This window comes from Clostridium amazonense, from assembly GCF_056431285.1.
The window spans coordinates 19,874-43,949 of record NZ_JBWKMH010000031.1 but is presented as its reverse complement, the minus strand read 5'-3'; the positions used below and the strand labels follow the sequence as shown (position 1 = coordinate 43,949).

Here is a 24,076-nt window from a genome sequence, read left to right as displayed (position 1 = left end):
TTCGTTTTATAATTTTTATAATAAATTCAATTTTTTAATTTGAAATCCATATGACCATAGAGAATAAATACTTTGTTCTCTATATTAAAATATAAGAAAAGGATGTGTTATTTATGATAGACTTATCAAGTGCTCTAAGTTTTGAACAATATTTAGCAAAATCTAAAGAAAGTTATGGTGATATTCAAGATAAAAAATATATAGCAACTACCTTATCAGAAAATTCTAAGTCAGAAATTAAAAACTTAAATGACACCGTAAATGCAATTGTTTTTACAGAAGGTTTTTGTCCTGATTGTATTGCTACTATACCTTTTATCCAAAAACTTAGTGAAGAAAATTCTAATTTAAAAGTTCACTATCTTCCAAGAACAGGCTATGAGGAGTTTCTTGAAGAGGCTGTTGGTAGAGTTTCTATTCCTACAATAATAACTTTTGATAATGATATGAATCCAAAAGGTGCTTATGTTGAAACACCTAAGGAACTTACCGAAAAAATGATTTCTTTATCATCTGAAGATAAAAAATCCTTGATTGAAGAATATAGACAAGGAAAATATAATAATTTAATCGAAAAAGATTTGCTTGAAATAATAATATAAAAACTATATGTTTTTATATCATTTTTAAGATTTAACTTTCTATAAAATAAAAAATGCTCATCCTTTCGGATGAGCATTTTAAGGGTAGTTTGAGAAAATTGGAAATCATCAAATTAGACATCAAAACAATTTTGATATTCTACTTTAGATGCCTCTTCTTTTGTTTAATGTAATTAAGATGGGTATTAGTATTATATCCGCATATTTAAAATATTATTCACTTCATTACAAATTGTTTTATTTAAAATTAATCTTCTGTAAATCTATATCCTACACCAACTTCTGTGTATATATATTCTGGTTTTACCGTTTGTTTTTCTATTTTTCTTCTTAGACTTGCCATAAATACCCTAAGTGTCTGAGTTTCACTACCTACTGGTGCACCCCAAATTTCTTTTATTATAAAGTTATGCGTTAAAACTTTTCCTGGATATTTTGAAAGTAATACTAAAAGTTTATATTCTATAGGTGTTAAATGAATTTCTTTATTTTCTATAGTAACTTTTCTCTTTTCATAATCTATAATTAAATCTTTCACTTTAAATGTTCCATTAGTTTCATTTAAATTTTTCTTAGTTTCTTTGTGTCTAAGCGATACTCTAATTCTAGCTAATAATTCACCAATGCCAAATGGCTTTGTCAAATAATCATCTGCACCTTTATCAAGTGCTTCAACTTTTTGCCTTTCATTATCTCTTGCTGAAACTATTATTATTGGCACACTTGACCATTCTCTTATATGCGTTAAAACCTCTATTCCATCAATGTCTGGAAGTCCTAAATCTAATATTATTAAATCTGGACTATTTGACATTGCAAGACAAATACCTTCTCTGCCTTTTTCCGTTTCAATATATTTATATCCCTGCACACCTAGTGACGTGGTTATAAAATTCCTTATTGGTTTATCATCTTCAATTACTAGAATGTATGCATCATTCGTCATTTTTACACCTCCACTTAGAGATATTAATTTTATTTAGGGATATTAAACCTAAATATTGTCCCACCTTGTTTTTTGTTTATAGCCTCTATTTCTCCGCCATGAGCTTCGATTATAGATTTACATATTACAAGACCTAACCCTACACCCCTCCTAGAGTCAGACACTTTTCCACCATCAGTGAAAAACCTATTAAATATATAAGGACGTATTTCTTCTTTTATTCCTATACCATTGTCTTCTACTTCAAAAACTACTTTTTTCCCTTTATCATATATATTAATATTTATTTCTTCATCTTTTGGTGAAAATTTTGTAGCATTGTCTATTAAATTTATAAGAACTTGTTCTATTAAACTACCATCCATATTTGCTATTAAGATATCTTCTGGAACATTTACACTTATTTTATTTTTATTAAAGTACTTTTCACTTCTTTGAACGGCTTCATATACTACTTCTTCGACAACTTCTGGTTGTTTTTTTACTTGCATTTTACCCTCATCTACTTTAGTCATACTTAAAAGATTTTCAACTAATCTTATAAGCCATTCTGTATCGTCATAAACACTCTCAAGTAAGTTTTTCTTCATTTCCTCTGTAATTAAGTCTCCATTTTCAAGTATTGTACTTACAGAACCTTTAATGCCTGCAAGAGGACTTCTTAAATCATGAGATATTGATCGTAATAAGTTACTCCTTAATCTTTCTCTTTCAATTTCTATAGTAGACTCTTCTTGTTTTCTAAAGAATATTTCCCTTTCAAGTGCAATTGCTATTTCACTAGTAACTGTTTCAAAGATAAACTTTTGCTCTGGTTCAAGTATTCCTTCTTCACAAGATACACCAATTACCCCCAAAATTTCCTTGTTACCTTTTATTGGCATATAATATCCCTTAGCACCATAAAAAGTACTTGTACCTGTGCCTGATTCTTTTCCATTTAAAAAAGTCCAATATGCAACTGCTTCTTCATTTCTAGTTAATAGTTCATTGTTTTTTTCATTTTCATTATCATTATAAATAAATGGTGCTGCTAGTGCTTCTCCATTGGCTAGATAGCAAATTACAGTTCTACTAGTAAGTCTTGATATATATTTTATCCCTATTGCCACTAAATCTGTGGTACCTTTTGCACTTAATAGTTTTTTACTAACTCTATAAAGTATCTGCGTTCTTTTTTCTCTTGCTACAGAATTTTTAGCTTCTTTTTGAATTTTATTGGTAAGCATTCCTATAATGAATGCTACTATTAACATTATTATAAATGTAAACAAATAATTTTTATCATAAAATTTAAAAGAATATCTTGGTTCTGTGAAAAAATAATTAAATAGGAACACTGCCATAACTGATGATATTATACCAATTGCATGGCCTGTTGTAACTATATACGTAACTATTACACCTAAAATGAAAAACATTATTATATTAGCTTCTGACCCACCTAACTTCCAAAACAACAATGTTATTGCAGTTGTTATACCCATTATTAAAACTGACTTTAACAACTCTCTGATTCTTATATAATATTCTATTGGTGGTTTTATATTAAATTTATTTTCCTTTTTAGTATAAAATAAATTTGGTATAACATATATATCTATACAATCACTACGTTCCATAAGTTTTTCTGCTATATCTTTTGAATATAATCTACTTATTTTTTTTATCCTATTTCTATCTTTTCCAATTATTATTTTTGTTATATTTCTAAATTTAGCATAGTCTATTATTTGTTCCACTATATTGTCACTATATAAAGTTACAATTTCTCCACCTAGTTCCTCTGCTAAATTAAAATTTTCATTTAAAATTTTTTTATCTTCTTCACTTAAATTTTGTGCATTAGTTTCCTCTACATATAGAGCTATCCATTTACAATGATGTGCTTCTGACATCCTTGCTGCTGTTCTTATTATTCTTCCAGATGATGGTGATTTACTAATACAGGCTAATATTTTGTCTGAAGTTGGCATAACGGTTATTTGTCCTTTTGCTAATCTAACATTTTCAACTTCATATTTTACTCTATCTGCTGTTCTTCTAAGTGCAATTTCTCTTAATGCAAATAAGTTGCTTTTCACAAAAAAATTTTTAAATGCCCTTTTAGTTTGCTCTTTACTATATATTTTTCCATCACTAAATCTATTTAAAAGTTCATCTGGTTCAATATCTATAAGTTCAACCTTTTCAGCTTCATCAAAGATTTTGTCTGGAACGGTTTCTCTTACAAACACATTTGTAATGCTCTCTACTGCATCATTTAAACTTTCAATATGCTGAACATTTAAAGTTGTATAAACGTTTATTCCTGAATCTAAAAGTTCCTCTATATCTTGCCATCTTTTTCTATGTCTTTTTCCTCGAGCATTTGTGTGCGCAAGTTCATCAACTAAAATTATATCCGGTTTTCTTTTTAATGCAGTATCTAAATCAAACTCTTTTATTTCAATGCCTCTATACTCAATTATTTTGGGCCCTATATTTTCAATTCCATTTATTAATGCTATAGTTTCTTTTCTTGCATGAGGCTCTATATATCCAATTACAATATCTTTTCCTAGTGCTTTCATATCATGTGCTTCCATGAGCATTGCATAAGTTTTACCAACACCAGCTGCATAGCCAAAAAATATTTTTAGTTTACCTCTTGTAGAACATGCCTCTTCCTCTTCTTTTTCAATTTGAGTTAAAAGATATTCTGGATTAGGTCTTTTATAGTCATTTATGATAAACACCACCCTAACATAATAAATTTGTCATAACTCCAATTTAAGACAGGGTTATTATAACTACTCCCTGTCTTCTTTAAATATTTCTTTTAAATTTCAATACCTAATTTTGATGCTATTTTTAAATTAGCTTCTAAAACATTTACCCTATCCTCACCAAATATACCAAATGATTTTTTGTCTGTACATTCATCTACTATTTTTTCAACTTCTTCTTTACTAAGTCCAGTTTCTCTAACTACTCTTGCTATTTGAATTTCTGCTGCTTTAGGGCTTATGTTAGGATCAAGTCCTGAAGCTGAATTTGTAAGAATGTCTGCTGGAATATCTTCTTTTTTCACACCTGGGTTATTCTTTAGAAACTCATCCATATCACTTTTTACTCTCTCTACAAGTTCTTTATTACTTGGTCCATAATTTGAAGAACCTGATGCTGCTTTTTCGTAAGATTCGTCTTTTTCATATGTGTTATAATTTATGCTTGATATTCTTCCTACAAAAAATCTTTTATCAGTAAACTTTTGTCCTATAAGTTTAGAACCAACCTTTTTACCATTAATTTCTATAATACTACCATTTGCTTTATCTTTAAAGACTATTTGACTTACTCCATTTAAAAATAATGGATATATTACTCCACACAACAATAATAGACATAAAGTCACAACTATTGGCTTCCTTAATTTTTTCATTTTAACTCCTCCTATGGGGTTCCAAATTTAAAGTAATATCTTTCCCAAATGATATTACTAATCTTACAATTTATTTCTACATTTATATTTGGAACCAGTTGACAATTGAAAATTGACAATTGACAGTTATGGTTAATATTACTCATTTCATTCCTAATATTTAAAATAGAAATACCTAAAAACTACGTTTTTATATTATTTTCCACTAATTTGCTTGAAAAAAACTGAGACTTCAGTTTTATCTTTCACTATTAATTATTCATCATTAATCACTTTTTAAAATTTAGTAATTAACTCTTATTTTGCTATATTCCTAAGCAAGCTACTAGTGGAGTTATTAAAACATCTATTAATTTTATTCCTATAAAAGGAACTATAACTCCCCCAAGTCCAAATATAAGCATATTTCTAAGTAACATTATTTCTGCTTTCATAGGTTTATATTTAACGCCTTTCATTGCTATTGGAATTAAAATTGGTATTATTATTGCATTAAATATTAATGCTGATAATATAGCACTATATGGTGTTGATAGTTTCATTACATTTAATATTTGCATTTTAGGTATTGCTATAGTAAATATTGCTGGTATTATAGCAAAATATTTTGCAACGTCATTCGCTATACTAAATGTTGTTAATGCACCACGTGTTATTAAAAGTTGTTTTCCTATTTCAACTACATCGAGTATTTTAGTCGGATCTGAGTCTAAATCTACCATATTGGCAGCTTCTTTTGCTGCTGTTGTTCCACTATTCATAGCAAGTCCTACATCTGCTTGTGCAAGAGCTGGAGCATCATTTGTTCCATCACCAGTCATTGCAACTATTTTTCCTTCTGCTTGTTCTTTCTTTATCGCATTTATCTTATCTTCTGGTTTGCATTCTGCTATGAATCCATCAATTCCAGCCTCTTTCGCTATTGTTGCTGCTGTTAATGGATTATCTCCTGTACACATTATAGTTTTTATTCCTATTTCACGAAGTCTTGCAAATTTTTCTACAAGTCCTGGTTTTACTGTATCTTTAAGGTAAATTACACCTAATATGTCATCATCTACACATACAACAAGTGGTGTTCCCCCGAGTCTTGCAACCTTATTAACTGTGCCTTCTAAGTTTTTAGGAATATTTCTTCCATTTTTTGATACTCTTTCTTTTATTGCTTCATATGAACCTTTTCTAATTTCTGTTCCATTCTTTAAATTTATTCCACTCATTCTTGTTTGAGCTGTAAATTCTATAAATTCATCATCCTTATATAAATCTTTATCTACTTTTATACCTAATTTACTACTAAGTTCTACTATTGATTTTCCTTCTGGAGTATCATCTTTTAATGAAGATATAAGTGCATATTTTACAAGTTCTTCTTTTTCTACATCTTCTACTGGTATAAAATCTGATGCAAGTCTATTTCCATAAGTTATAGTTCCTGTTTTATCAAGTATCATAGTATCAACGTCACCACATGCTTCAACTGCTTTTCCTGACATTGCTATAACATTAAATTTTGTAACTCTATCCATTCCAGCTATACCTATAGCAGATAAAAGTCCACCTATTGTTGTTGGTATTAAACATACTGTTAATGCTATTAGTGTTGATATAGGTATTGAAACCTTTGAGTATTTAGCCATTGGATAAAGCGCTACTATTACTATAAGAAAAATTATAGTAAGACTTACAAGTACAGTGTTAAGTGCAATTTCATTTGGTGTCTTTTGTCTTGAAGCACCTTCAACTAAAGCAATCATTTTATCTAAAAATGATTCACCTGCAGTAGTTGTTATTTTTACTTTTAACCAGTCACTAACTACTTTTGTTCCACCTGTAACTGATGCAAAATCTCCACCAGATTCTTTTATAACAGGAGCTGATTCTCCTGTTATAGCTGACTCATCTACTGATGCAATTCCATCTATTACTTCACCATCAGTAGGAATTATATCTCCATTTTCTACTAAAACTATATCATTCTTTTTTAATTCATTAGCATTTATAATTTTTACTTCACCTGATTGATTTAATAGCTTTGCTTTAGTATCTTTACGAGTTTTCTTTAATGTTTCTGCTTGCGCTTTTCCTCTACCTTCTGCTACTGCTTCTGCAAAGTTTGCAAATAGAACAGTTATTAATAAAATTATAGCTACTACTAAATTATATATTCTTAAACTATTGTCTTTATCTCCAAATAACTGTGGAAATATTGCAAGTACAAGTGACATTACAAAACCTATTTCCACAACAAACATAACTGGATTTTTTATCATACATTTAGGATTTAATTTTTTTAAAGCTTCTTTAATTGAATCTTTTAATATGGATTTTGTAATAATTTTTGATTTTTGATTTTTGCTTTCCATATATATCTTCTCCTTTTAGTCTTTATATCATCAATACCATAATGTCAAATGCTCTGATATTGGTCCAAGTGCTAATGTTGGTAAAAATGTAAGAGCACCTATTATTAAAACTATAAATACAAGTGTTATTGTAAATGTTAAATTATCTGTTCTTAATGTTCCAATGCTCACATTTACAGCATTCTTTGAAGCTAATGAACCTGAAACTGCTAAAAGTATTATCATAGATAAATATCTTCCATAAAACATTACAAGACCTGTTGTTGTGTTCCAAAACATAGTGTTATCAATAAGTCCTTCGAAGCCTGATCCGTTATTAGCTGCTGAAGATGTAAACTCATATACGATTTCTGATAATCCATGAAATCCTGAGTTTGCTATTGCACTAGTTCCTGCTGGTATTGATACTGCAAGTGCTGAAAACATTAATATTAGAAGTGGATGTATGATTATAGCAAGTGCTATAAGTTTTACTTCTTTCGCTTCTATTTTCTTTGATAAAAACTCTGGTGTTCTTCCAACCATAAGTCCACATAAGAAAACTGTAAGAATAACATACATAACCATATTCATAAAGCCTACACCAGCTCCACCAAATACAACATTAAGCATCATATTCATTAATGGAACAAGTCCACCTAGTGGTGTTAAAGAGTCGTGCATGTTGTTTACACTACCTGTTGTGAATGCTGTTGTTACTGTTGTAAACAACGTAGAACCTTCAATTCCAAATCTTAATTCTTTTCCTTCCATGTTTCCCATTGCTTGATTTAGACCAATGTTTGCAAGTGCTGGATTTCCAGCTGACTCTGCATTAAAGCATATGATAAGTCCAATTAAAAATATAATTGACATAGCTGCAAATATTGCAAATCCTTGTTTTTTGTTTTTAAGCATTAGTCCAAAAGTGCATATAAGTGATCCTGGAATTATCATCATTGCTAACATTTCTATTACATTTGTAATAGGTGTTGGGTTTTCAAAAGGATGTGATGAATTTGCTCCAAAGAATCCACCTCCATTGGTTCCTATATGCTTAATTGATTCGATAGCTGCAACTGGTCCACGACTTATTTCTTGAACCTTTCCTTCTATAGTAGTTACTGTTTCTGGTCCTTTAAATGTCTCAGGAACTCCTTGAGACACTAGAAGTAGTCCAACTATTATTGCTAATGGTATAAGTACTCTTGTAGTAACTCTTACTAAAGTTACATAAAAGCTTGTCATTGTTTTTTTCTTTCCTATTATGCCTTCCATAAAAGCAATTGCTACTGAAATACCTGTAGCACCTGATGTAAACATCATGAATCCAATAACCATAACTTGACTAAAATAAGAAAGACCTGTTTCTCCTGCATAGTGTTGAAGGTTTGTATTAGTCATAAAACTTATTATTGTGTTAAATGATAAGCTTGCTTCCATTCCTTCCACTTTGCTAGGATTAAAAATATGAAAGCTTTGAGTTCTGAAAATTACATATCCTATTAGTATCATTGTTATATTAACTGCCAACAATGATAAAACATATTTTTTCCAACCCATCTCTTCATTTCTATCTATTCCGCTTACTTTATATATTAAATTATCTATCTTATCGAAAAATTTATCTCCAAAACATTTTTTATTAGTAACAACTAAGTACATATACTTACCTAATGGTATGATTAAAAGTATAAATAATAATAGTGTTACTATTATTTGCATCCATTTCATTTTGCTCCCCCTCTTAAAGTGTTATTTTTAAGTAATTTAAAATTTTTCTGGATTAAAAAGTGCATACCCTAAATATCCAAATAAGAAAATTACTACTCCTACAACTATCCACATAAAACTTCCTCCTACATCTAGTTCTTATTGATTTGTTTTTCACACCAATCTAAAAATAACTTTAATGTTCCAAATGTTCCTATCAGTACTATAATAAAAACTAAATCCATCATTTTTTAATTACCTCCGCGCTCTCCAATTACTGTATTAATATTAGCATCAGCAATATAAATTTAGGATTAAGATTAATCATAGCAGTATAAAGATTATATAAAGATTTTTAAGATAAATTTCTTATATAAAATAAAAAATAACGAATACCAATCAATGGTATTCGTTATTTTTCATTCTTATTCAATATAAATTCATATAATGTTATTTATTATATAGATTAACTATTTTTTCTCCTTTTTTTAATAATTCTTCATAATCATTTTCACTTTTAACATTTGAAATTTCATCATAATTTTTATATGAAATATCATAATAGTATTTTAATATTTCATATTGTGTTTTACCTCGTTTCTCTCTACTATCCTCTATATATTTTTTCCATTCAATATTTAATTTATCCATTATAAGACACACCGCTGCTCCAGTTTCATATTTTATTGGTCTCTCTAGATATGCAGGGGACTCTGCTATATTATCAGCTATACAATTATATGCATGAATAAAAGTTACATGGTACGGTGCTTCTTTATTTGCTAAAACTGTTAATTTTCCACCTGACAATTTGCTATATTTATATTCTATATACCTTGCTGTTCCTTCTATTGCTTCTGTATTAGTCTCAGCCAATAATTGTGGCCATTTTTTATACCTATAATTTCTTATCAGAGTCCATTGTCTTAAATATTTACTTATTTCACTTTTATTATTTGATTCCATACATTTATCTAAAAGTTTAAATTCCACTCCCATCAAAGCATAATTTTCAATGTTTACTGGATAATTTTCTACATACTCTCCATCATTCTCATCATATATCCAATTTTTTTGATTATATGTATGAAATGACTCATGTAATAGAAATGATGAAAAGTCAAAATATAATTCAGGATTTTCCATCATTTGAGGATTATATTTAAAATAGAACACTTTATTTGTATTAATATTTACAGTACCAAAATTTGAAGGAATCCAAGTAGAAATCATATTTAAATTTAAATTATTAACTCTATAAACCGTTGGTAATTTCAAGTAATCTGGAATGTTAACTTTTTTTGAAAAAATACTATTTTTAAATTCTTCTACATTTATAACATATGAATACTTTCTTACTATACCCTTTTCTCTATTTGTTCTTATTAGAATCAATGGTTTTTCATTAAACTTATAATTATTGTTCCATAAATTACTTGAGCTTTCATTGAATTTTTCATATATTTTAGAAAGCTCTTCAAACATTTTTTTATCTATAGTATCCATTTTTTCATAATCCACTCTATAAATCTTATTCAATCCTAAGCTGATTAACATACAAATTAGTATTATCAAAAATATACTTATTGTTGAACGATATAACTTCTTATTTTTTTGAACGCCCATTAAATTTAGTTCACTTCCCTTAATAATCTTGTATCATAGTTTATTATGTTCATTTTCTATATTTAAAATTACTTTTTATGGCATTTGTAGGACATATTTTTATACACTGTCCACATCTAATACATTCTAAACTATTTGGATTTTCATGTATTTCTATATTTATTTTACATTTATTTGTACAAGCATTACAGCCTGTACATTTATTCTTATCTATTTTATATTTATAGAAACTTATCTTATTAAATAGTGAATAAAGTGCTCCTAATGGACATATATATCTACAAAATGGTCTATATATAAATATTGATAACACAACTATGACTAGTAGTATCATTAATTTCCAGTAAAATAAAAATCCTATAGTTTTTCTCAGAGATTCATTCATTATAATTAATGGCAATCCACCTTCTAAAGTTCCCACAGGACATATATATTCACAAAAATACGGAGGACTTATTCCGAATTCATTAACTAAAAATGTAGGCAGTATTATTACAAATGTTATCAATACAAAATATTTAAAATACTTTAAAATATTATTTACGCTTCTATTGACCTTAAATTTTTTAGTAGGTATTTTATATAATAAATCTTCAATAAGCCCAAATGGACATATCCATCCACATATAAATCTTCCGAATATAACTCCTAGTAATGATATAATCCCTAACACATATAGTGAAACATTATATTTCATTTTCCCTACAACAGCTTGTAAAGCGCCTATTGGGCAAGCCCCAATAGCACTTGGACATGAGTAACAATTTATCCCTGGAATACACATCTTTTTTAAATTCCCCTTATATATTTCTCCTTGTACAAACCCTTTTATATTTGCATTAGTCAGTGTCGCTGAAATGATTTGTGTAATCCTTCTTTTATCCAATTCCTATACACTCCAAACATATGTTTACTGCTTTTCTTAATACAATTTCTCCTTCTCCTCTGCATATCCCCATAAAAGTTGAGAAAATGCTAATTGTTAAAATACCATACTTTACAAATGATTCAATCTTATTTAGTTTCATAAATTTCACCCATATTATATTTTTACTGTGATATTATTAAATTATTTTATACTTGCTAACCTATCTTCAATTGCTTTTTTATAATCTTCTTTGTTATTTGCTCCTACTAAAACTTCTCCAACAACCTTTCCTTCGTTATCAACGAATATCGTCGTAGGTACCCCTTGAATATCACTTAATATACCATTCTTAATAGTTTCATCTGGAATAATATTTTGGAATTTAACACCCTTTTTAGATAAAATACTTTTAGCTACTTCTTCATTATCCTTATCTGGTGTATCAGATATAATGCCAATTACATTTATTTTTTCACCTACAACTTCTTCATAAAGCTTTTGTATATCTGGCATTTCTTCTATACATGGTCCACAGTATGTTGCCCATATATTTATCATTGTAAGCTTATTTTCTTTAAAAATACTACTATCTATTTTTTTACCATCTATAGTTTTAGTATTAAATTCAATTTTATTGTATTTGCTTAATTTTTCTTGTTCTGATACTGGTTTAAATATTTTAATAGCATTTTTTAGATTTTTAACTTCTTTATATACTTGTTCATATTCTTTTTTTGTTTCTTCTGATAAATTACTGATATTAGGTTTGTTATTATATAAAAAATAAAAGTCTAAGTCCCCCTCTTTACCTATTAAATCATTATTTTCATATTTCGAAAATAATTCTTTTTGAAATGTTCCTTCCTCCCTCCCCTTATCTATGCTTGCTATAACACACATTTCTTTAAACTCATCTGTTAAATCCATAATTTTTTTTGCTGCTTCTTCTATTTTGGCTTTTTCTGTCTCTGGAATTTTATCTGCTTCTTCATTCATTTTTTTAGCTTTATCCATTACCTCATCTGGTATAAAACTAATAATTAATTGTCCTTCTACATTTTCTCTTGGTGCTGTGCCATATATATCTATACTTTTCTCTATATTTTTCCATTTACTAGGTAGATTGAACTTAATTCCTAACTCTTCAAAGAAAACATCCTCCTTTTTTATATTTTCACTCAAAACTTTTTCCTTAGGTTGATTGCTTTTTTTATCATTTACTACATCACAACCTAACATTGTTAAAGATATCATCCCTATTATTAAAGTCATTAAAAAAATTTTTTTCATTTATATTTCTCCCTTACATGTTTATATTTTTAAAATTAATATTAATTTTCTAAAATTCTATTATATACATTAAATGCATCTGAAATATTAAATTGCTCTGTTCCAGGATTTCCATGTGCATTCGCAGTTACCAAAATATATTCCTTTCCATTTATTTTTGATAAGCTGGCAAGACACAAATTAGCCTTTTCAGTATATCCAGTTTTTCCACCCTCAATAATCCCTTTACTTTCATATTCTTCATTAATATGCTTGAACATTGTACTCTCAAATGTAATTCCATCGGGATGCAAATTTGTTGATTTTGTACTGTGAATTTTTGATGTATATATCTGTCTAAATGTATTATTCTGTAATGCATATCTTAATAATTTTGAAATATCATTTACAGTACTATAATGATTTCTATTATGCAATCCTGTTGAATTTGTAAAATGAGTATCATTCATACCTAATTCTTTAGCCTTATCATTCATGAGTTCAACATAGTTTTTTTCTGAGCCTGCAATTTCATTTGCTAATCCAATGCAACTCTCTGCACCTGAAGGTAATAACACTCCATAAATTAAATCAATAGCCTCTACTTCTTCATTAGGTAAAAAACCTGCCATAGATGCATCCTCTTCATATAGTTCTCTAAACATATCCTCTTGTAATTTAATATTTTTTTCTAAATTAGGAATACTTTCAATTGCTAAAATTGCTGTCATAATCTTTGTAAGTGATGCTGGATATATCTTTTTATCTGCAAATTTATTTAAAAGTACATTATTGTCATCTAATCCAATAAGAATTGCATTTGAACTATATAATAAATCATTATCCATAAATTCATTTGTTTCACTTTTTATTTCTATACTCTGAAGTTTTGAAAATATAACTTCATTTAAATCAATTTTATTTATTAAGCAATTTGATAACATTAATGTTGTAATACATCCTGCACACATTGCTAAAGTTGTATATTTTAGCTTTCCAATTTTCTTTTTATTTTTTTCTCTATATATCATCATTCAAAATCCTCCTTAAGTGTATATCTCAATTCCTTATGAATTAATTTTAATAAATTCTAAAATTTTTTATCTAAATATGAACTTATATATTTCTTAAGATTTTCTTATGAAGGACTTAATCTTTTCTTTTTATGATTTTAAAACAAAAACACTATCCTTTTATGACTATAAGTCATAAAAGGATAGTGTTTTAACTATTTATTGATTTTTCTAGGTAGCTTTATGTAAAACGTAGTATATTCATCATTGCTTTCTGCATAAATTGCTCCACAATGTAGTTCTACAATTTCTTTTGCAATTGCAAGTCCTAACCCTGCATTTCCATTATCAGTTCCCCTGGACTTATCCACTCTATAAAATTTCTCAAATATACTATTTAATTCATCAGAGGGTATTTTTCTTCCATTATTTTTGATTTCTATAGTTATATTATCCTCTTTAATATAAGCATTTATTATTATTTTACTATTATTATTTCCATAAGCAATTGCATTTTTCAATACATTATTAAATACTCTAGCAAGCTTCTCAGAATCACCATAAAATATAATATTTTCTTCAGAGTTTACTATAGCTTCTTGTTTTTTTTCCGAAAGCATTGGATAAAACTCATCTGTAATTTGTAATAGCATATATGATAAATTGAACTCTCCTTTATCTAGTATAATTGTTTGTAGATTATATCTAGTAATTTCAAAGAATTCATTAATCAATGCTTCAAGTCTATTTGCCTTTTCTAGTGTAATTCCAATGTACTTTGCTCTTTGCTCTAGAGGCATATCTGGTATTTGATCCATTAACTCTAAGTATCCTATAACTGAAGTAAGTGGTGTTTTTATATCATGTGCCAAATAAACAACTAAGTCATTTTTTCTTTGTTCTGCTTGCCTTGCATCTCTTTCTCTTTTTTCCATAGCATGCCGAAATGTATTCAACTTATTTTCCATGAAATTCATTTCTGGTGAAAGTTCAATCTTGTTATTAGTATTTTGTATTAATGATTCCATTCCTTCATTAATCTCATCAAAGTATTTTGTAACCCATGATATGGCAACTCTAAATATGATTAAAAATATAATTGCACTCAAAATTAACATAATTTTATCTGCATTATTTCTAAATATGTAATGATTAATAATTACCGCATCTGATTCAGACAAATAAAATGTATCTCTTAAAAAATTTACAATCCAATTACCAAAATGTCCCCTTAATAATAAAGTTAATGCTAATAAAAAAGTAAAGCTAAGCAAAACAAGTATTAAAACTTTAAGGAATATTTTTCTTTTAAATGCTAAATAATCACTTTTTCTAGTTTTATTATCCTTCAATTTTATATCCAACTCCCCATACTGTTTTTATATATTTAGGGTTTTCTGCTGATTCATTCATTTTTTCTCTAATATGTCTAATATGTACCATAATAGTATTATTACTATTACTAAAATATTTATCGCCCCATACCTTTTGAAATAATACATCTGAACTTATTACTTGACCTCTATTTTCACACAATACCCATAAAATAGAAAATTCTGTAGGTGTTAAAGACAATATTTTTTCATTTAAAAAACATTCATGTGTATTTTTATCTAGTATTAATCCACCAATTGAGATTGTATCATCATTTGAAGTCTTATTATTTATATTATATTTGGTAAATCTCCTTAATTGCGCTTTTACTCTCGCTACTAACTCTAATGGTCTAAAGGGTTTAGTTATATAGTCATCTGCTCCTAAAGTTAATCCTGTAATTTTATCCATTTCCTCATCTTTCGCAGTAAGCATAATTACTGGAAATGTATATGAATCTCTTATTTTTCTACATATAGTAAAACCATCTATATCTGGAAGCATAATATCTAATATAGCCATATCCAACTCCTCATTTTCTATAATCTTCATTGCTTCTGCTCCTGTATAGCATTTAAATACTTTGAAATTCTCATTTTCTAGATATAATTCAATTAAATTCGCTATTGTTTTTTCATCATCAACTACTAATATCTTAGTACACATATCTATCTCCTTCCTAATTATAATTCTGTATATAAATATTATTAAGTTTAATAATAATTTATAAATATATTTTATTCAATATATAAGTATTTTTTAACATTAAATTGTATTAATCAATGCATACAATACTATGCATGGTGTTAGTGATTTAGTTTTTATATATAATTTTCCTAGCATATACCCTACAATTGCTTGAAATGAAATTCCCAATATTCCTATGATGCCATATTGAGTGTAATAAAAGTAATGAATTGATCCAAATAAAACAGCTTGAATTATATTAGCATTTTCTATTTTAAAATTAAATCCTTTAAGTCCTGACATAAGTAGTCCTCTAAAAATCATTTCTTCTATGAACGCTGGTGAAATAAGATTAATGACAAAATTTATAAATATATAAAATACTTCTCTTCCATTAATCAACATATCAATTCCTAAAAAAGAACATTCTATTACTTTTTTTATTGCTATTAATAGTATAACTAGTAATAATTCCTTAATTCCAATTTTAAATTTAAAATTCTTTATATCTATTTTTAACATTTTCATTGAAATTAGTAATATTCCATATACTACGCCAATCATGATTATTGGATAAATAATATAGCTTATTTTAGTCTCATATAAACTTATATTATTAACTTGAGACTTATTATTGGATAATATATTAGTTAGAATTAAGTAAATATATAGAATTGCAAATGCTATTATTGCTTTTTTATTTGAGTATATAAAATCCTCATCGTATTTTTCTGTATCATTCCTTATTAATGAAATTAAAATTATATCTATCCATATATAAATTATATGTCCTAAGTAATTTATTATTGGTTGTTCTCCTTCTCTATTTAAAATAAAAATAAAATATAATATTGATATAATTATTGTGAAAATAACTTCTTTTTTCTTCATGCTGTTACCCCCCTTTATTATAGAATACATAAAAAAATTATTTATAGTTGATTTCATTGTAATTTTTATATTTATTTTACATTTGTTTCATTCACAAACTTCCAATCTTTTTTTGTATATCTTTTTAGTCTTAAAATACTAATTAACAAGATGGACAAACACTTTATGGACTAATTTACTTTTCCTTTTAAATGAGATACTTAACTTAACAAGTAAAGTCACTTCCATTTTTCTTTTTAGCCCGGAATTCATTCCGGTATATCTCTCTTTAATTTATTTTAAATTTTCAGCTTTATATCCACATTAAAGAACACCGGGATTGAAATCCCAGCTACGACAAAACATAATCCCCACTAAGTTTAAAAATAATTTCTGATATATTTAAAACTCAATTCCATTTACCTCCGTAACCCGGAATTCATTCCGGTATATCTCTCTTTGATTTATTTGAAATTTTCAGCTTTATATCCACATCAAAGAACACCGGGATTGAAATCCCGGCTACGACAAAACATAATCCCCACTAAGTTTAAAAATAATTTCTGATATATTTAAAACTCAATTCCAGTTACCTCCGTAACCCGGAATTCATTCCGGTATATCTCTCTTTAATTTATTTTAAATTTTCAGCTTTATATCCATATCAAAGAACACCGGGATTGAAATCCCGGCTACGACAAAACATAATCCCGGCTACGTTTAAAAATAAATCTTGTTTACATAGAACATATTCCATAATATAAAAAAATCCGTTAAGCTTATTTAGCTTAACGGACTTTTCTATTTATATTATTTTATTCTAGCAACGCCACTTTCTCTTGCTATTCTTTTTACTTCTGATGATACAGATTCTGCAACTCTTTTATCTAATGTTTTTGGAATTATATAATTTTCATTTAATTCTTCCTCAGTTATTAGATTTGCAATTCCTCTTGCTGCTGCAAGTTTCATTTCTTCTGTTATTTCTGTAGCTCGTACTTCTAATGCTCCTTTAAATATTCCTGGGAATACTAGAACATTATTTATTTGATTATCAAAATCTGAACGTCCTGTTCCAACAACTCTTGCTCCACCTTCTTTTGCAAGGTCTGGCATTATTTCTGGTGTTGGGTTTGCCATAGCAAATACTATTGCATCTTTGTTCATTTTTGATACCATTTCTTTTGTTAATATGCCAGGTGCAGAAACTCCTATGAATACATCTGCTCCTTTTATTACATCAGCTAAAACTCCTTCTTCCATATTTCTATTAGTTACTTTAGCTATTTCTTTTTGAGCATCATTTATGAAATCTTGATTTTCTGTTATGGCACCATGTTTATCACACATTACCACATTTTTAGCTCCAGCATTCAAAAGCAATTTACAAATTGCTATTCCTGCTGAACCTGCTCCATTTATTATAATCTTAACGTTTTCTATTTCTTTATTAACTACTTTTAATGCATTGTAAAGTCCTGCTAAAACAACAATTGCTGTTCCATGTTGATCATCATGAAATACTGGTATATTTAATTCTTCTTTTAATCTTTTTTCTATATAAAAACATTCTGGTGCTTTTATATCTTCTAAATTTATTCCACCAAATACTGGACTTAATAATTTAACTGTTTTTATAACTTCTTCTGGATCTTCTGTATCTAGACATATAGGAAATGCATCTATATTTCCAAATTCTTTAAATAATAATGCTTTTCCTTCCATAACTGGTATAGATGCCTCTGCGCCAATATTACCAAGTCCTAAAACAGCTGTTCCATTTGAAACTATTGCCACAGTATTTCCTTTTATAGTATAGTCATAAACTGCATCTTTATTTTTTGCAATCTCTAAACAAGGCTGAGCAACACCTGGAGTATATGCTAAAGATAAATCTTTACTACATTCAACTTTCATCTTTCCAATTACTTCAAGCTTACCTCTCTTTTCTTTATGTACTTTTAATGCTTCTTCTTGTATAGACATGTCAAACACCCTTCCCTTGCTTTACTTACTAATTTTATATTGAGTCAATAAAATAATTATTTTATTTTAAATCTTCACTTATTTTTAGTATAACGTACTTTATTTATTTTTTCCATTGTAATATTCACAGTACTGTACTATTGGGCATTCTTCACATTTAGGTTTTCTAGCATTACATATTTTTCTACCATGCCATATTAAGTAGTGATGAGCGTCACTCCACATTTTTTTAGGTATATTTTTCATTAGTTTCTGTTCTACTTCTTCTACATCTTTCCCTTTTGCAATACCTATCCTATTAGATAATCTAAAAACATGTGTATCTACAGCTATTGCAGGTATTCCAAATACATTTGCCATAACAACATTTGCTGTTTTTCTTCCTACACCAGGTAATTCTATAAGTTCTTCCATTGTTTTAGGCACTTCTCCATGATACTTTTCTAAGAGCATTTTACAGCAACCTAAAATATTTTTACTCTTATTCTTGTAAAATCCACAACTTCTAATTTTTTCTCCAAGTTCTTCTTCACTTAAAGTTACTATAGCTTCTGGAGTATTGTATTCCTTGTATAATTCTTTTGTAACTAAATTTACTCTTTCATCAGTACATTGAGCTGACAAAATTGTTGATATTAAAAGTTCAAATGGACTATTAAAATTTAATCCACAAGTTGCCCCTTCATAAACTTCACTTAATATTCTTAAAACTTCATCTCTAGTCTTTTTATTCATTATAATTTCCTACTTTCCTAAAAACTATATTTTAATTTCTAATCCGAAATAGTATTTTCTAATAATTTATATTTGTTAACATTTATTATACCATTTTAAATAACTTAATTATAGGGTTCCAAGTTCAAAGTTTAAATAACCTCTTTATCAAATGATATTATTAAGCTTACAGTTTATTATGATTGAACCTAATTAAGAACTAAGAGTGAAAAGTGAATAGTGTGATGGTGAATATTTTTGGGATTGAAATCCCCGCTACAATGTTTTATTTGTACTTCAAATAAAATCAGTATAATATTTATCCATAAAAAGTTCAGTTTGGAGAATAAATTCCCTATTATAATATTCATACTTACCATAGTTTTAATAGCAAATATAACTATTACTTTGTGTATTTTATAAAATTTATTTTTTATATAATTTCTCACTTTAAACATAAATAACTTAATTTATATTCCCATTCCTATTTTATTGTTCCCAATTTATTAAAACGTAAGTATTTAATGTTTTATTTATATAGTTAAACATAATCTTTATCTTATCTTTATATGTTTCTTGGTAAAATTTATATATTAAAACTTGGGGGTGATTTTATATGAGTTTTGATGAAAATATTGAAAAAGCAATTTATTTAATTAAAAGTAAAAAATATGATGAGGCTTTAACTTGTATTCATTTAGCTATGCTACAAAATGATATATCTGCTAAACCACACAACTTACTTGGAATTATATGTGAAATCAATGGTGATTTAGATTCAGCACTAAAACACTATAATGTTGCATATTCTCTTGATGCAACATTTAAATCTGCCTATAAAAATTTAGAGAGAATATCTTCTTTTAATTATGTATTTAACTTTAATGATTTATATTATGAAGACTTTAAAGATGATACTGCTGATAAAAATCTTTATACTTTGGAATATACAAATAATATTGGACATTTAATATTAAAATAATTTTTTGTATATTTTATTTTTATTAAGGAATACTATTTATAATACGATTTTGAAAGTTTCATACTTTTAAATTTTATCCTAAATTTTAAAAGTTACAATTTTAGTATTGTAACTTTTATTAAGACCCATGAAGAAAATTTTTTAATGAGTCTATTACTAAAGAAAAAATTTTAAATAACTACAGAAAAAGAGACTACAAAAGTTTTTGTGGTCTCTTTAACTTGTTATATTTTTAACGTCTTAGTATAAAATTCATTATCTTTTTTTATCATTGACCACACTTCTACAGTTATATATGCCTTTCTTTTAAAACTATAATAGTGCTCTCTTAATATTCCTTCTTCTGCAAAGCCTAATAATTTTATAAGTCTTTTAGATGCAATATTATGCATATCTATAAGTGCAGATACTTTGTTCATATAAAGCTCATTAAATGCAAAATTTAAAACTCTTAATATACATTCAGTTGCAATCCTTTTTCGCCAATTTTTTTTGACTATAGTATATCCTAATTCACATCTATTAGAATACAAATCTATGCTGTATAACCTAATCTCTCCTGTAAATTCACACTTTTCCTTATCTATTATAACCCAATTAAGTGCTGTCTTATTCTTATATTCTTCATCTATATGCTCCAAATAAATGTTGCACTCTTCTTTAGCATTTACTACTTCAGTTCCTGTGTATTTATTAATTTCTTCATCACTTAATAGTTCTTCAAAATTTCTTTCATAATTTTTATCACATTTTAATAATAAAAATCTTTTAGTTTCTAAGGTAGGAAATGTTAAAAAGTGCCTCTCTCTAAATTTACCATAATAATCAATTTTACTTGGCATAATATTCCCCCTTTAGGCTAATTAAATTCCCTATAATTTATAGTTATTCTCTGCTTAAACATACTTGCTAAGTAATTTGTCAGAATTATCTTTATTATATTATATCAAAAATTTATTGTTATTTTTAAGTTTTTTTATTAATATTTTTATATTATATTAATTTTTTTTTTGCTGTACTCGATAAACTAATTGATTAGATTGTAATTATAGTTTTTTAAAATTATGTTTTAAATTATATTTTTTATCAATTGTGGTTTCAAATTATTATTTTTTCTGCCTATAAAAACTTTTAAATTTACATCAATAACCAATCTTAAAATTTGATTATAAATTCTATATTTATTTCATATTAATACTTTATATAATATATGTTTAAATTTACTTATAAGTACTTAAGAAAGGATGATTTTTATGACTTTAAATAAATTTTTTATTAAAGATTCTAGTGATAAAAATATTCACATTTATAAATGGACCTGTGATGTAAAAGATCCTATAGGGGTTATTCAACTATCCCACGGAATGGCAGAGCATGCCCTTAGATATGCTGAGTTTGCAAACTATTTAAATGATAACGGCTATATAGTTTACGCTAATGACCATCGTGGTCATGGCAAGACAAGCCCTGATGAACTTGGGTATATGGGTGAAGGTGATGCATTTCATCTTATGGTAAACAATTTAAAAGATGTGACTGATTTAATAAAAAGTGAAAATCCTAATTTGCCTATATTTCTTTTAGGTCATAGTATGGGTTCTTTTTTATCTTTAAGATATGCTGAACTTTTCGGAAATGGCTTAGATGGCTTAATTCTTTGTGGCACTAATGGAAACCAACCTTTCATATTTTCATTTGGAGAAAAAGTAGCTAAATATCAAATGAAAAAGCATGGTGCCAAAACTGCTGGAATTACAATGGACAAGCTAAGTTTTGGTAATTTTAATAATAACTTTAAACCAAATAGGACAAATTTTGATTGGCTTTGCAGCGATGAAAAGGAAGTTGATAAATATATTGAAGACCCTTTATGCGGAACAATACACTCTAATTCATATTTTTACTATTTACTAAAAGGCCTACGAACTAATCAAAAGAAAGAAAATCTAGATAAAATCCCTAAAAACCTACCTATCCTTTTAATTGCTGGGCAAGATGATCCTGTTGGTTTGATGGGAAAAGGTGTTACTAGGCTTTATAATGATTTAAAAAACATGAATATTAAATCTGTGGATATGATTTTATATCCTGATGCTAGACATGAAATTCTAAATGAAGCTCAGAAACATAAGGTTTTTAATGATTGTGTTAGTTTTTTTAATAAAAATAACAAAAATTGCTCAACTGAAGCTATTGAAAAGAAAGAAACCATTTTTGATATTTAATAATTAATTAAAAGGTAGTAAAATTTTACTACCTTTTCTTACTTTACAAAATAAAAAAACTAGTAGTAAACTACTAGTTTATATGGCAGGGGCACGAGGACTTGAACCCGGAACCAACGGTTTTGGAGACCGCTACTCTACCAATTGAGCTATACCCCTAAGACAAGATTTATTTTATCATCAACATTTAAACTTGTCAATACTTTTTTGATATTTTATTTGGATATGTGAAAGGACTTGGAATGAAAACTCCAAGCCCTTAATATAGAATTCTAATTTAAACTTTGAATTCTTACTATATTTTATAATATTTTAAAACCTGCTGATTTTATTTTTGATAATATATCATCAAAGTTTTCAGCTCTTAATCTTACAACTATTTCTTTTATATCTGTTTTAGTTTTTGGATCTACAACTACAAAACTTATTATGTCACCTTTATTTTCAGTTATTATTTTAGAAAGTTTTGATATTTGTCCTGGGATTTCATATGCTATTACAGCTAACCTATGTCCTTTATTTAATCCAAATAATTCTGTAAACTGATGGAATATAGCATAATGTGTAACTATTCCTTTAAAGTCGCCAGTATTATCTACAACTGCTAAAAATGAAACGTTTTTAGTTTCTAAATAATATGCAGCTTCTTCTATTTGCTCCATTGGTTTTATTTCTGGGACATCTGTTCTCATAACATTTTCAACTAAAAAGTCAGATAATAAGCACTTTCTTTCTACACTTTTTTCATAGTAATATGTGTATATCTTCTCTTTTGATATTGCCCCTAAAAACTTATTTTCATCTGCTACAGGAATTGATAAAAAGTTGTTTTTTTCCATAAGTTCTAAAGCTTCACCTATTGTCATTTTTGGTGTGGCTGTTACAAGCTTTTCTCTAGTTAACATTAAATTACTTACAAACATGACATACCCTCCTCCATATACTAAACCCCTTATTTAAATATAATAAATAAAACTAGAAATTTAATATTATAAAACAATTATATATTATTTTCGTATTATTGGGAATATTTTTTAAATTTCATTGTATATCTTTTTCTATTCTTCTTTTTAAAATGTATAATAGACTTAAGACAATATGTTTTTACAAAATTATAGATATTATAGTATTGAAATTTAATTATTACTATACTATGATAAAAACCACACTAACATGATATAGGGTTCCAAGCTAATATTTTAAATAATAACTTTCTCAAATGATACTAGAAGTACTATAATTTATTACTATATTCATATTTGGAACCAAGTAAGAGTGAAAAGTGAATAGTTATGGTTAATATCCCGTGGATTGAAATCCACGCTACAATGTTTTATTTGTACTTCAAATAAAATTAGTATAATATTTATCCATAAAAAGTTCATTTTGGAGAATAAATTCCCCATCATAATGTTCTTACTAATCATAGTTT

At 27.2% G+C, this 24,076-nt stretch carries 21 protein-coding genes and 1 tRNA gene; 3 read left to right on the top strand and 19 right to left on the bottom strand.

Annotation, left to right across the window (positions count from 1 at the left end):
- Positions 1–113 precede the first annotated feature (113 nt).
- Positions 114–602, top strand: coding sequence for a thioredoxin family protein (locus AC07E4_RS12880; RefSeq protein ID WP_478216589.1), 489 nt, complete (start codon positions 114–116; stop codon positions 600–602).
- Positions 603–849: 247 nt separating this feature from the next.
- On the opposite strand, the gene AC07E4_RS12875 is transcribed toward AC07E4_RS12880, so the two are convergent.
- From AC07E4_RS12875 to nth, 16 genes are all read right to left on the bottom strand, one after another.
- A complete protein-coding gene (locus AC07E4_RS12875; RefSeq protein ID WP_040329730.1) occupies positions 850–1,548 on the bottom strand; it encodes a response regulator in 699 nt (232 codons plus the stop codon).
- Between the two features lie 29 nt (positions 1,549–1,577).
- Positions 1,578–4,277, bottom strand: coding sequence for an ATP-binding protein (locus AC07E4_RS12870; protein WP_430830120.1), 2,700 nt, complete (start codon positions 4,275–4,277; stop codon positions 1,578–1,580).
- 92 nt (positions 4,278–4,369) lie between these two features.
- Positions 4,370–4,972 carry a K(+)-transporting ATPase subunit C gene (locus AC07E4_RS12865; protein WP_040329729.1) on the bottom strand — a complete coding sequence of 201 codons (603 nt, stop codon included), beginning with the start codon at positions 4,970–4,972 and terminating at the stop codon, positions 4,370–4,372.
- 305 nt (positions 4,973–5,277) lie between these two features.
- Positions 5,278–7,338, bottom strand: coding sequence for a potassium-transporting ATPase subunit KdpB (kdpB, locus tag AC07E4_RS12860; RefSeq protein WP_430830110.1), 2,061 nt, complete (start codon positions 7,336–7,338; stop codon positions 5,278–5,280).
- A gap of 30 nt (positions 7,339–7,368) precedes the next feature.
- Positions 7,369–9,051 (bottom strand): potassium-transporting ATPase subunit KdpA, encoded by a 1,683-nt coding sequence (kdpA, locus tag AC07E4_RS12855; protein ID WP_478216588.1) that lies wholly within the window; start codon positions 9,049–9,051, stop codon positions 7,369–7,371.
- Between the two features lie 36 nt (positions 9,052–9,087).
- Positions 9,088–9,165: a K(+)-transporting ATPase subunit F gene (gene kdpF, locus AC07E4_RS12850; protein ID WP_074432727.1), complete on the bottom strand. Its 78-nt coding sequence runs from the start codon at positions 9,163–9,165 to the stop codon at positions 9,088–9,090.
- 315 nt (positions 9,166–9,480) lie between these two features.
- Complete coding sequence (locus AC07E4_RS12845; protein ID WP_478216587.1) at positions 9,481–10,656, bottom strand: hypothetical protein; 1,176 nt, start codon at positions 10,654–10,656, stop codon at positions 9,481–9,483.
- Between the two features lie 49 nt (positions 10,657–10,705).
- Positions 10,706–11,542: a 4Fe-4S binding protein gene (locus AC07E4_RS12840; protein ID WP_478216586.1), complete on the bottom strand. Its 837-nt coding sequence runs from the start codon at positions 11,540–11,542 to the stop codon at positions 10,706–10,708.
- A complete protein-coding gene (locus AC07E4_RS12835) occupies positions 11,535–11,684 on the bottom strand; it encodes a CD1871A family CXXC motif-containing protein (RefSeq protein ID WP_158644504.1) in 150 nt (49 codons plus the stop codon). The genes AC07E4_RS12840 and AC07E4_RS12835 overlap by 8 nt, the downstream gene beginning before the upstream one ends.
- Before the next feature lie 41 nt (positions 11,685–11,725).
- Positions 11,726–12,814, bottom strand: coding sequence for a TlpA family protein disulfide reductase (locus tag AC07E4_RS12830; protein WP_478216585.1), 1,089 nt, complete (start codon positions 12,812–12,814; stop codon positions 11,726–11,728).
- Positions 12,815–12,855: 41 nt separating this feature from the next.
- Entirely contained in the window at positions 12,856–13,827 is a 972-nt protein-coding gene (locus AC07E4_RS12825; RefSeq protein ID WP_040329724.1) for a D-alanyl-D-alanine carboxypeptidase family protein, read from the bottom strand.
- Positions 13,828–14,021: 194 nt separating this feature from the next.
- On the bottom strand, positions 14,022–15,170 hold the full coding sequence (locus tag AC07E4_RS12820) for a sensor histidine kinase (protein WP_478216584.1): 1,149 nt from the start codon (positions 15,168–15,170) through the stop codon (positions 14,022–14,024).
- Positions 15,148–15,846, bottom strand: a complete 699-nt coding sequence (gene vanR / locus AC07E4_RS12815; protein WP_040329720.1) for a VanR-ABDEGLN family response regulator transcription factor — start codon at positions 15,844–15,846, stop codon at positions 15,148–15,150. Before vanR ends, AC07E4_RS12820 begins: the two co-directional genes overlap by 23 nt.
- Before the next feature lie 99 nt (positions 15,847–15,945).
- Positions 15,946–16,758, bottom strand: a complete 813-nt coding sequence (locus AC07E4_RS12810) for a lysostaphin resistance A-like protein (protein WP_478216583.1) — start codon at positions 16,756–16,758, stop codon at positions 15,946–15,948.
- Between the two features lie 789 nt (positions 16,759–17,547).
- Entirely contained in the window at positions 17,548–18,723 is a 1,176-nt protein-coding gene (locus AC07E4_RS12805) for an NAD(P)-dependent malic enzyme (protein ID WP_478216582.1), read from the bottom strand.
- 99 nt (positions 18,724–18,822) lie between these two features.
- A complete protein-coding gene (nth, locus tag AC07E4_RS12800; RefSeq protein WP_040329715.1) occupies positions 18,823–19,458 on the bottom strand; it encodes an endonuclease III in 636 nt (211 codons plus the stop codon).
- A gap of 595 nt (positions 19,459–20,053) precedes the next feature.
- Here nth and AC07E4_RS12795 point away from each other — a divergent pair.
- Complete coding sequence (locus AC07E4_RS12795; protein ID WP_051540445.1) at positions 20,054–20,419, top strand: tetratricopeptide repeat protein; 366 nt, start codon at positions 20,054–20,056, stop codon at positions 20,417–20,419.
- A 224-nt stretch (positions 20,420–20,643) separates the two neighbouring features.
- Here AC07E4_RS12795 and AC07E4_RS12790 read toward each other — a convergent pair whose 3' ends face one another.
- Positions 20,644–21,261: a GNAT family N-acetyltransferase gene (locus AC07E4_RS12790; RefSeq protein WP_040329714.1), complete on the bottom strand. Its 618-nt coding sequence runs from the start codon at positions 21,259–21,261 to the stop codon at positions 20,644–20,646.
- A 411-nt stretch (positions 21,262–21,672) separates the two neighbouring features.
- Between AC07E4_RS12790 and AC07E4_RS12785 the strand changes: the two genes are divergently transcribed.
- Complete coding sequence (locus AC07E4_RS12785; RefSeq protein ID WP_478216581.1) at positions 21,673–22,644, top strand: lysophospholipase; 972 nt, start codon at positions 21,673–21,675, stop codon at positions 22,642–22,644.
- An 83-nt stretch (positions 22,645–22,727) separates the two neighbouring features.
- Here AC07E4_RS12785 and AC07E4_RS12780 read toward each other — a convergent pair.
- Positions 22,728–22,803, bottom strand: a tRNA-Trp gene (locus AC07E4_RS12780).
- 143 nt (positions 22,804–22,946) lie between these two features.
- Positions 22,947–23,567 (bottom strand): CBS domain-containing protein, encoded by a 621-nt coding sequence (locus AC07E4_RS12775; protein ID WP_040329713.1) that lies wholly within the window; start codon positions 23,565–23,567, stop codon positions 22,947–22,949.
- Between the last annotated feature and the right edge of the window lie 509 nt (positions 23,568–24,076).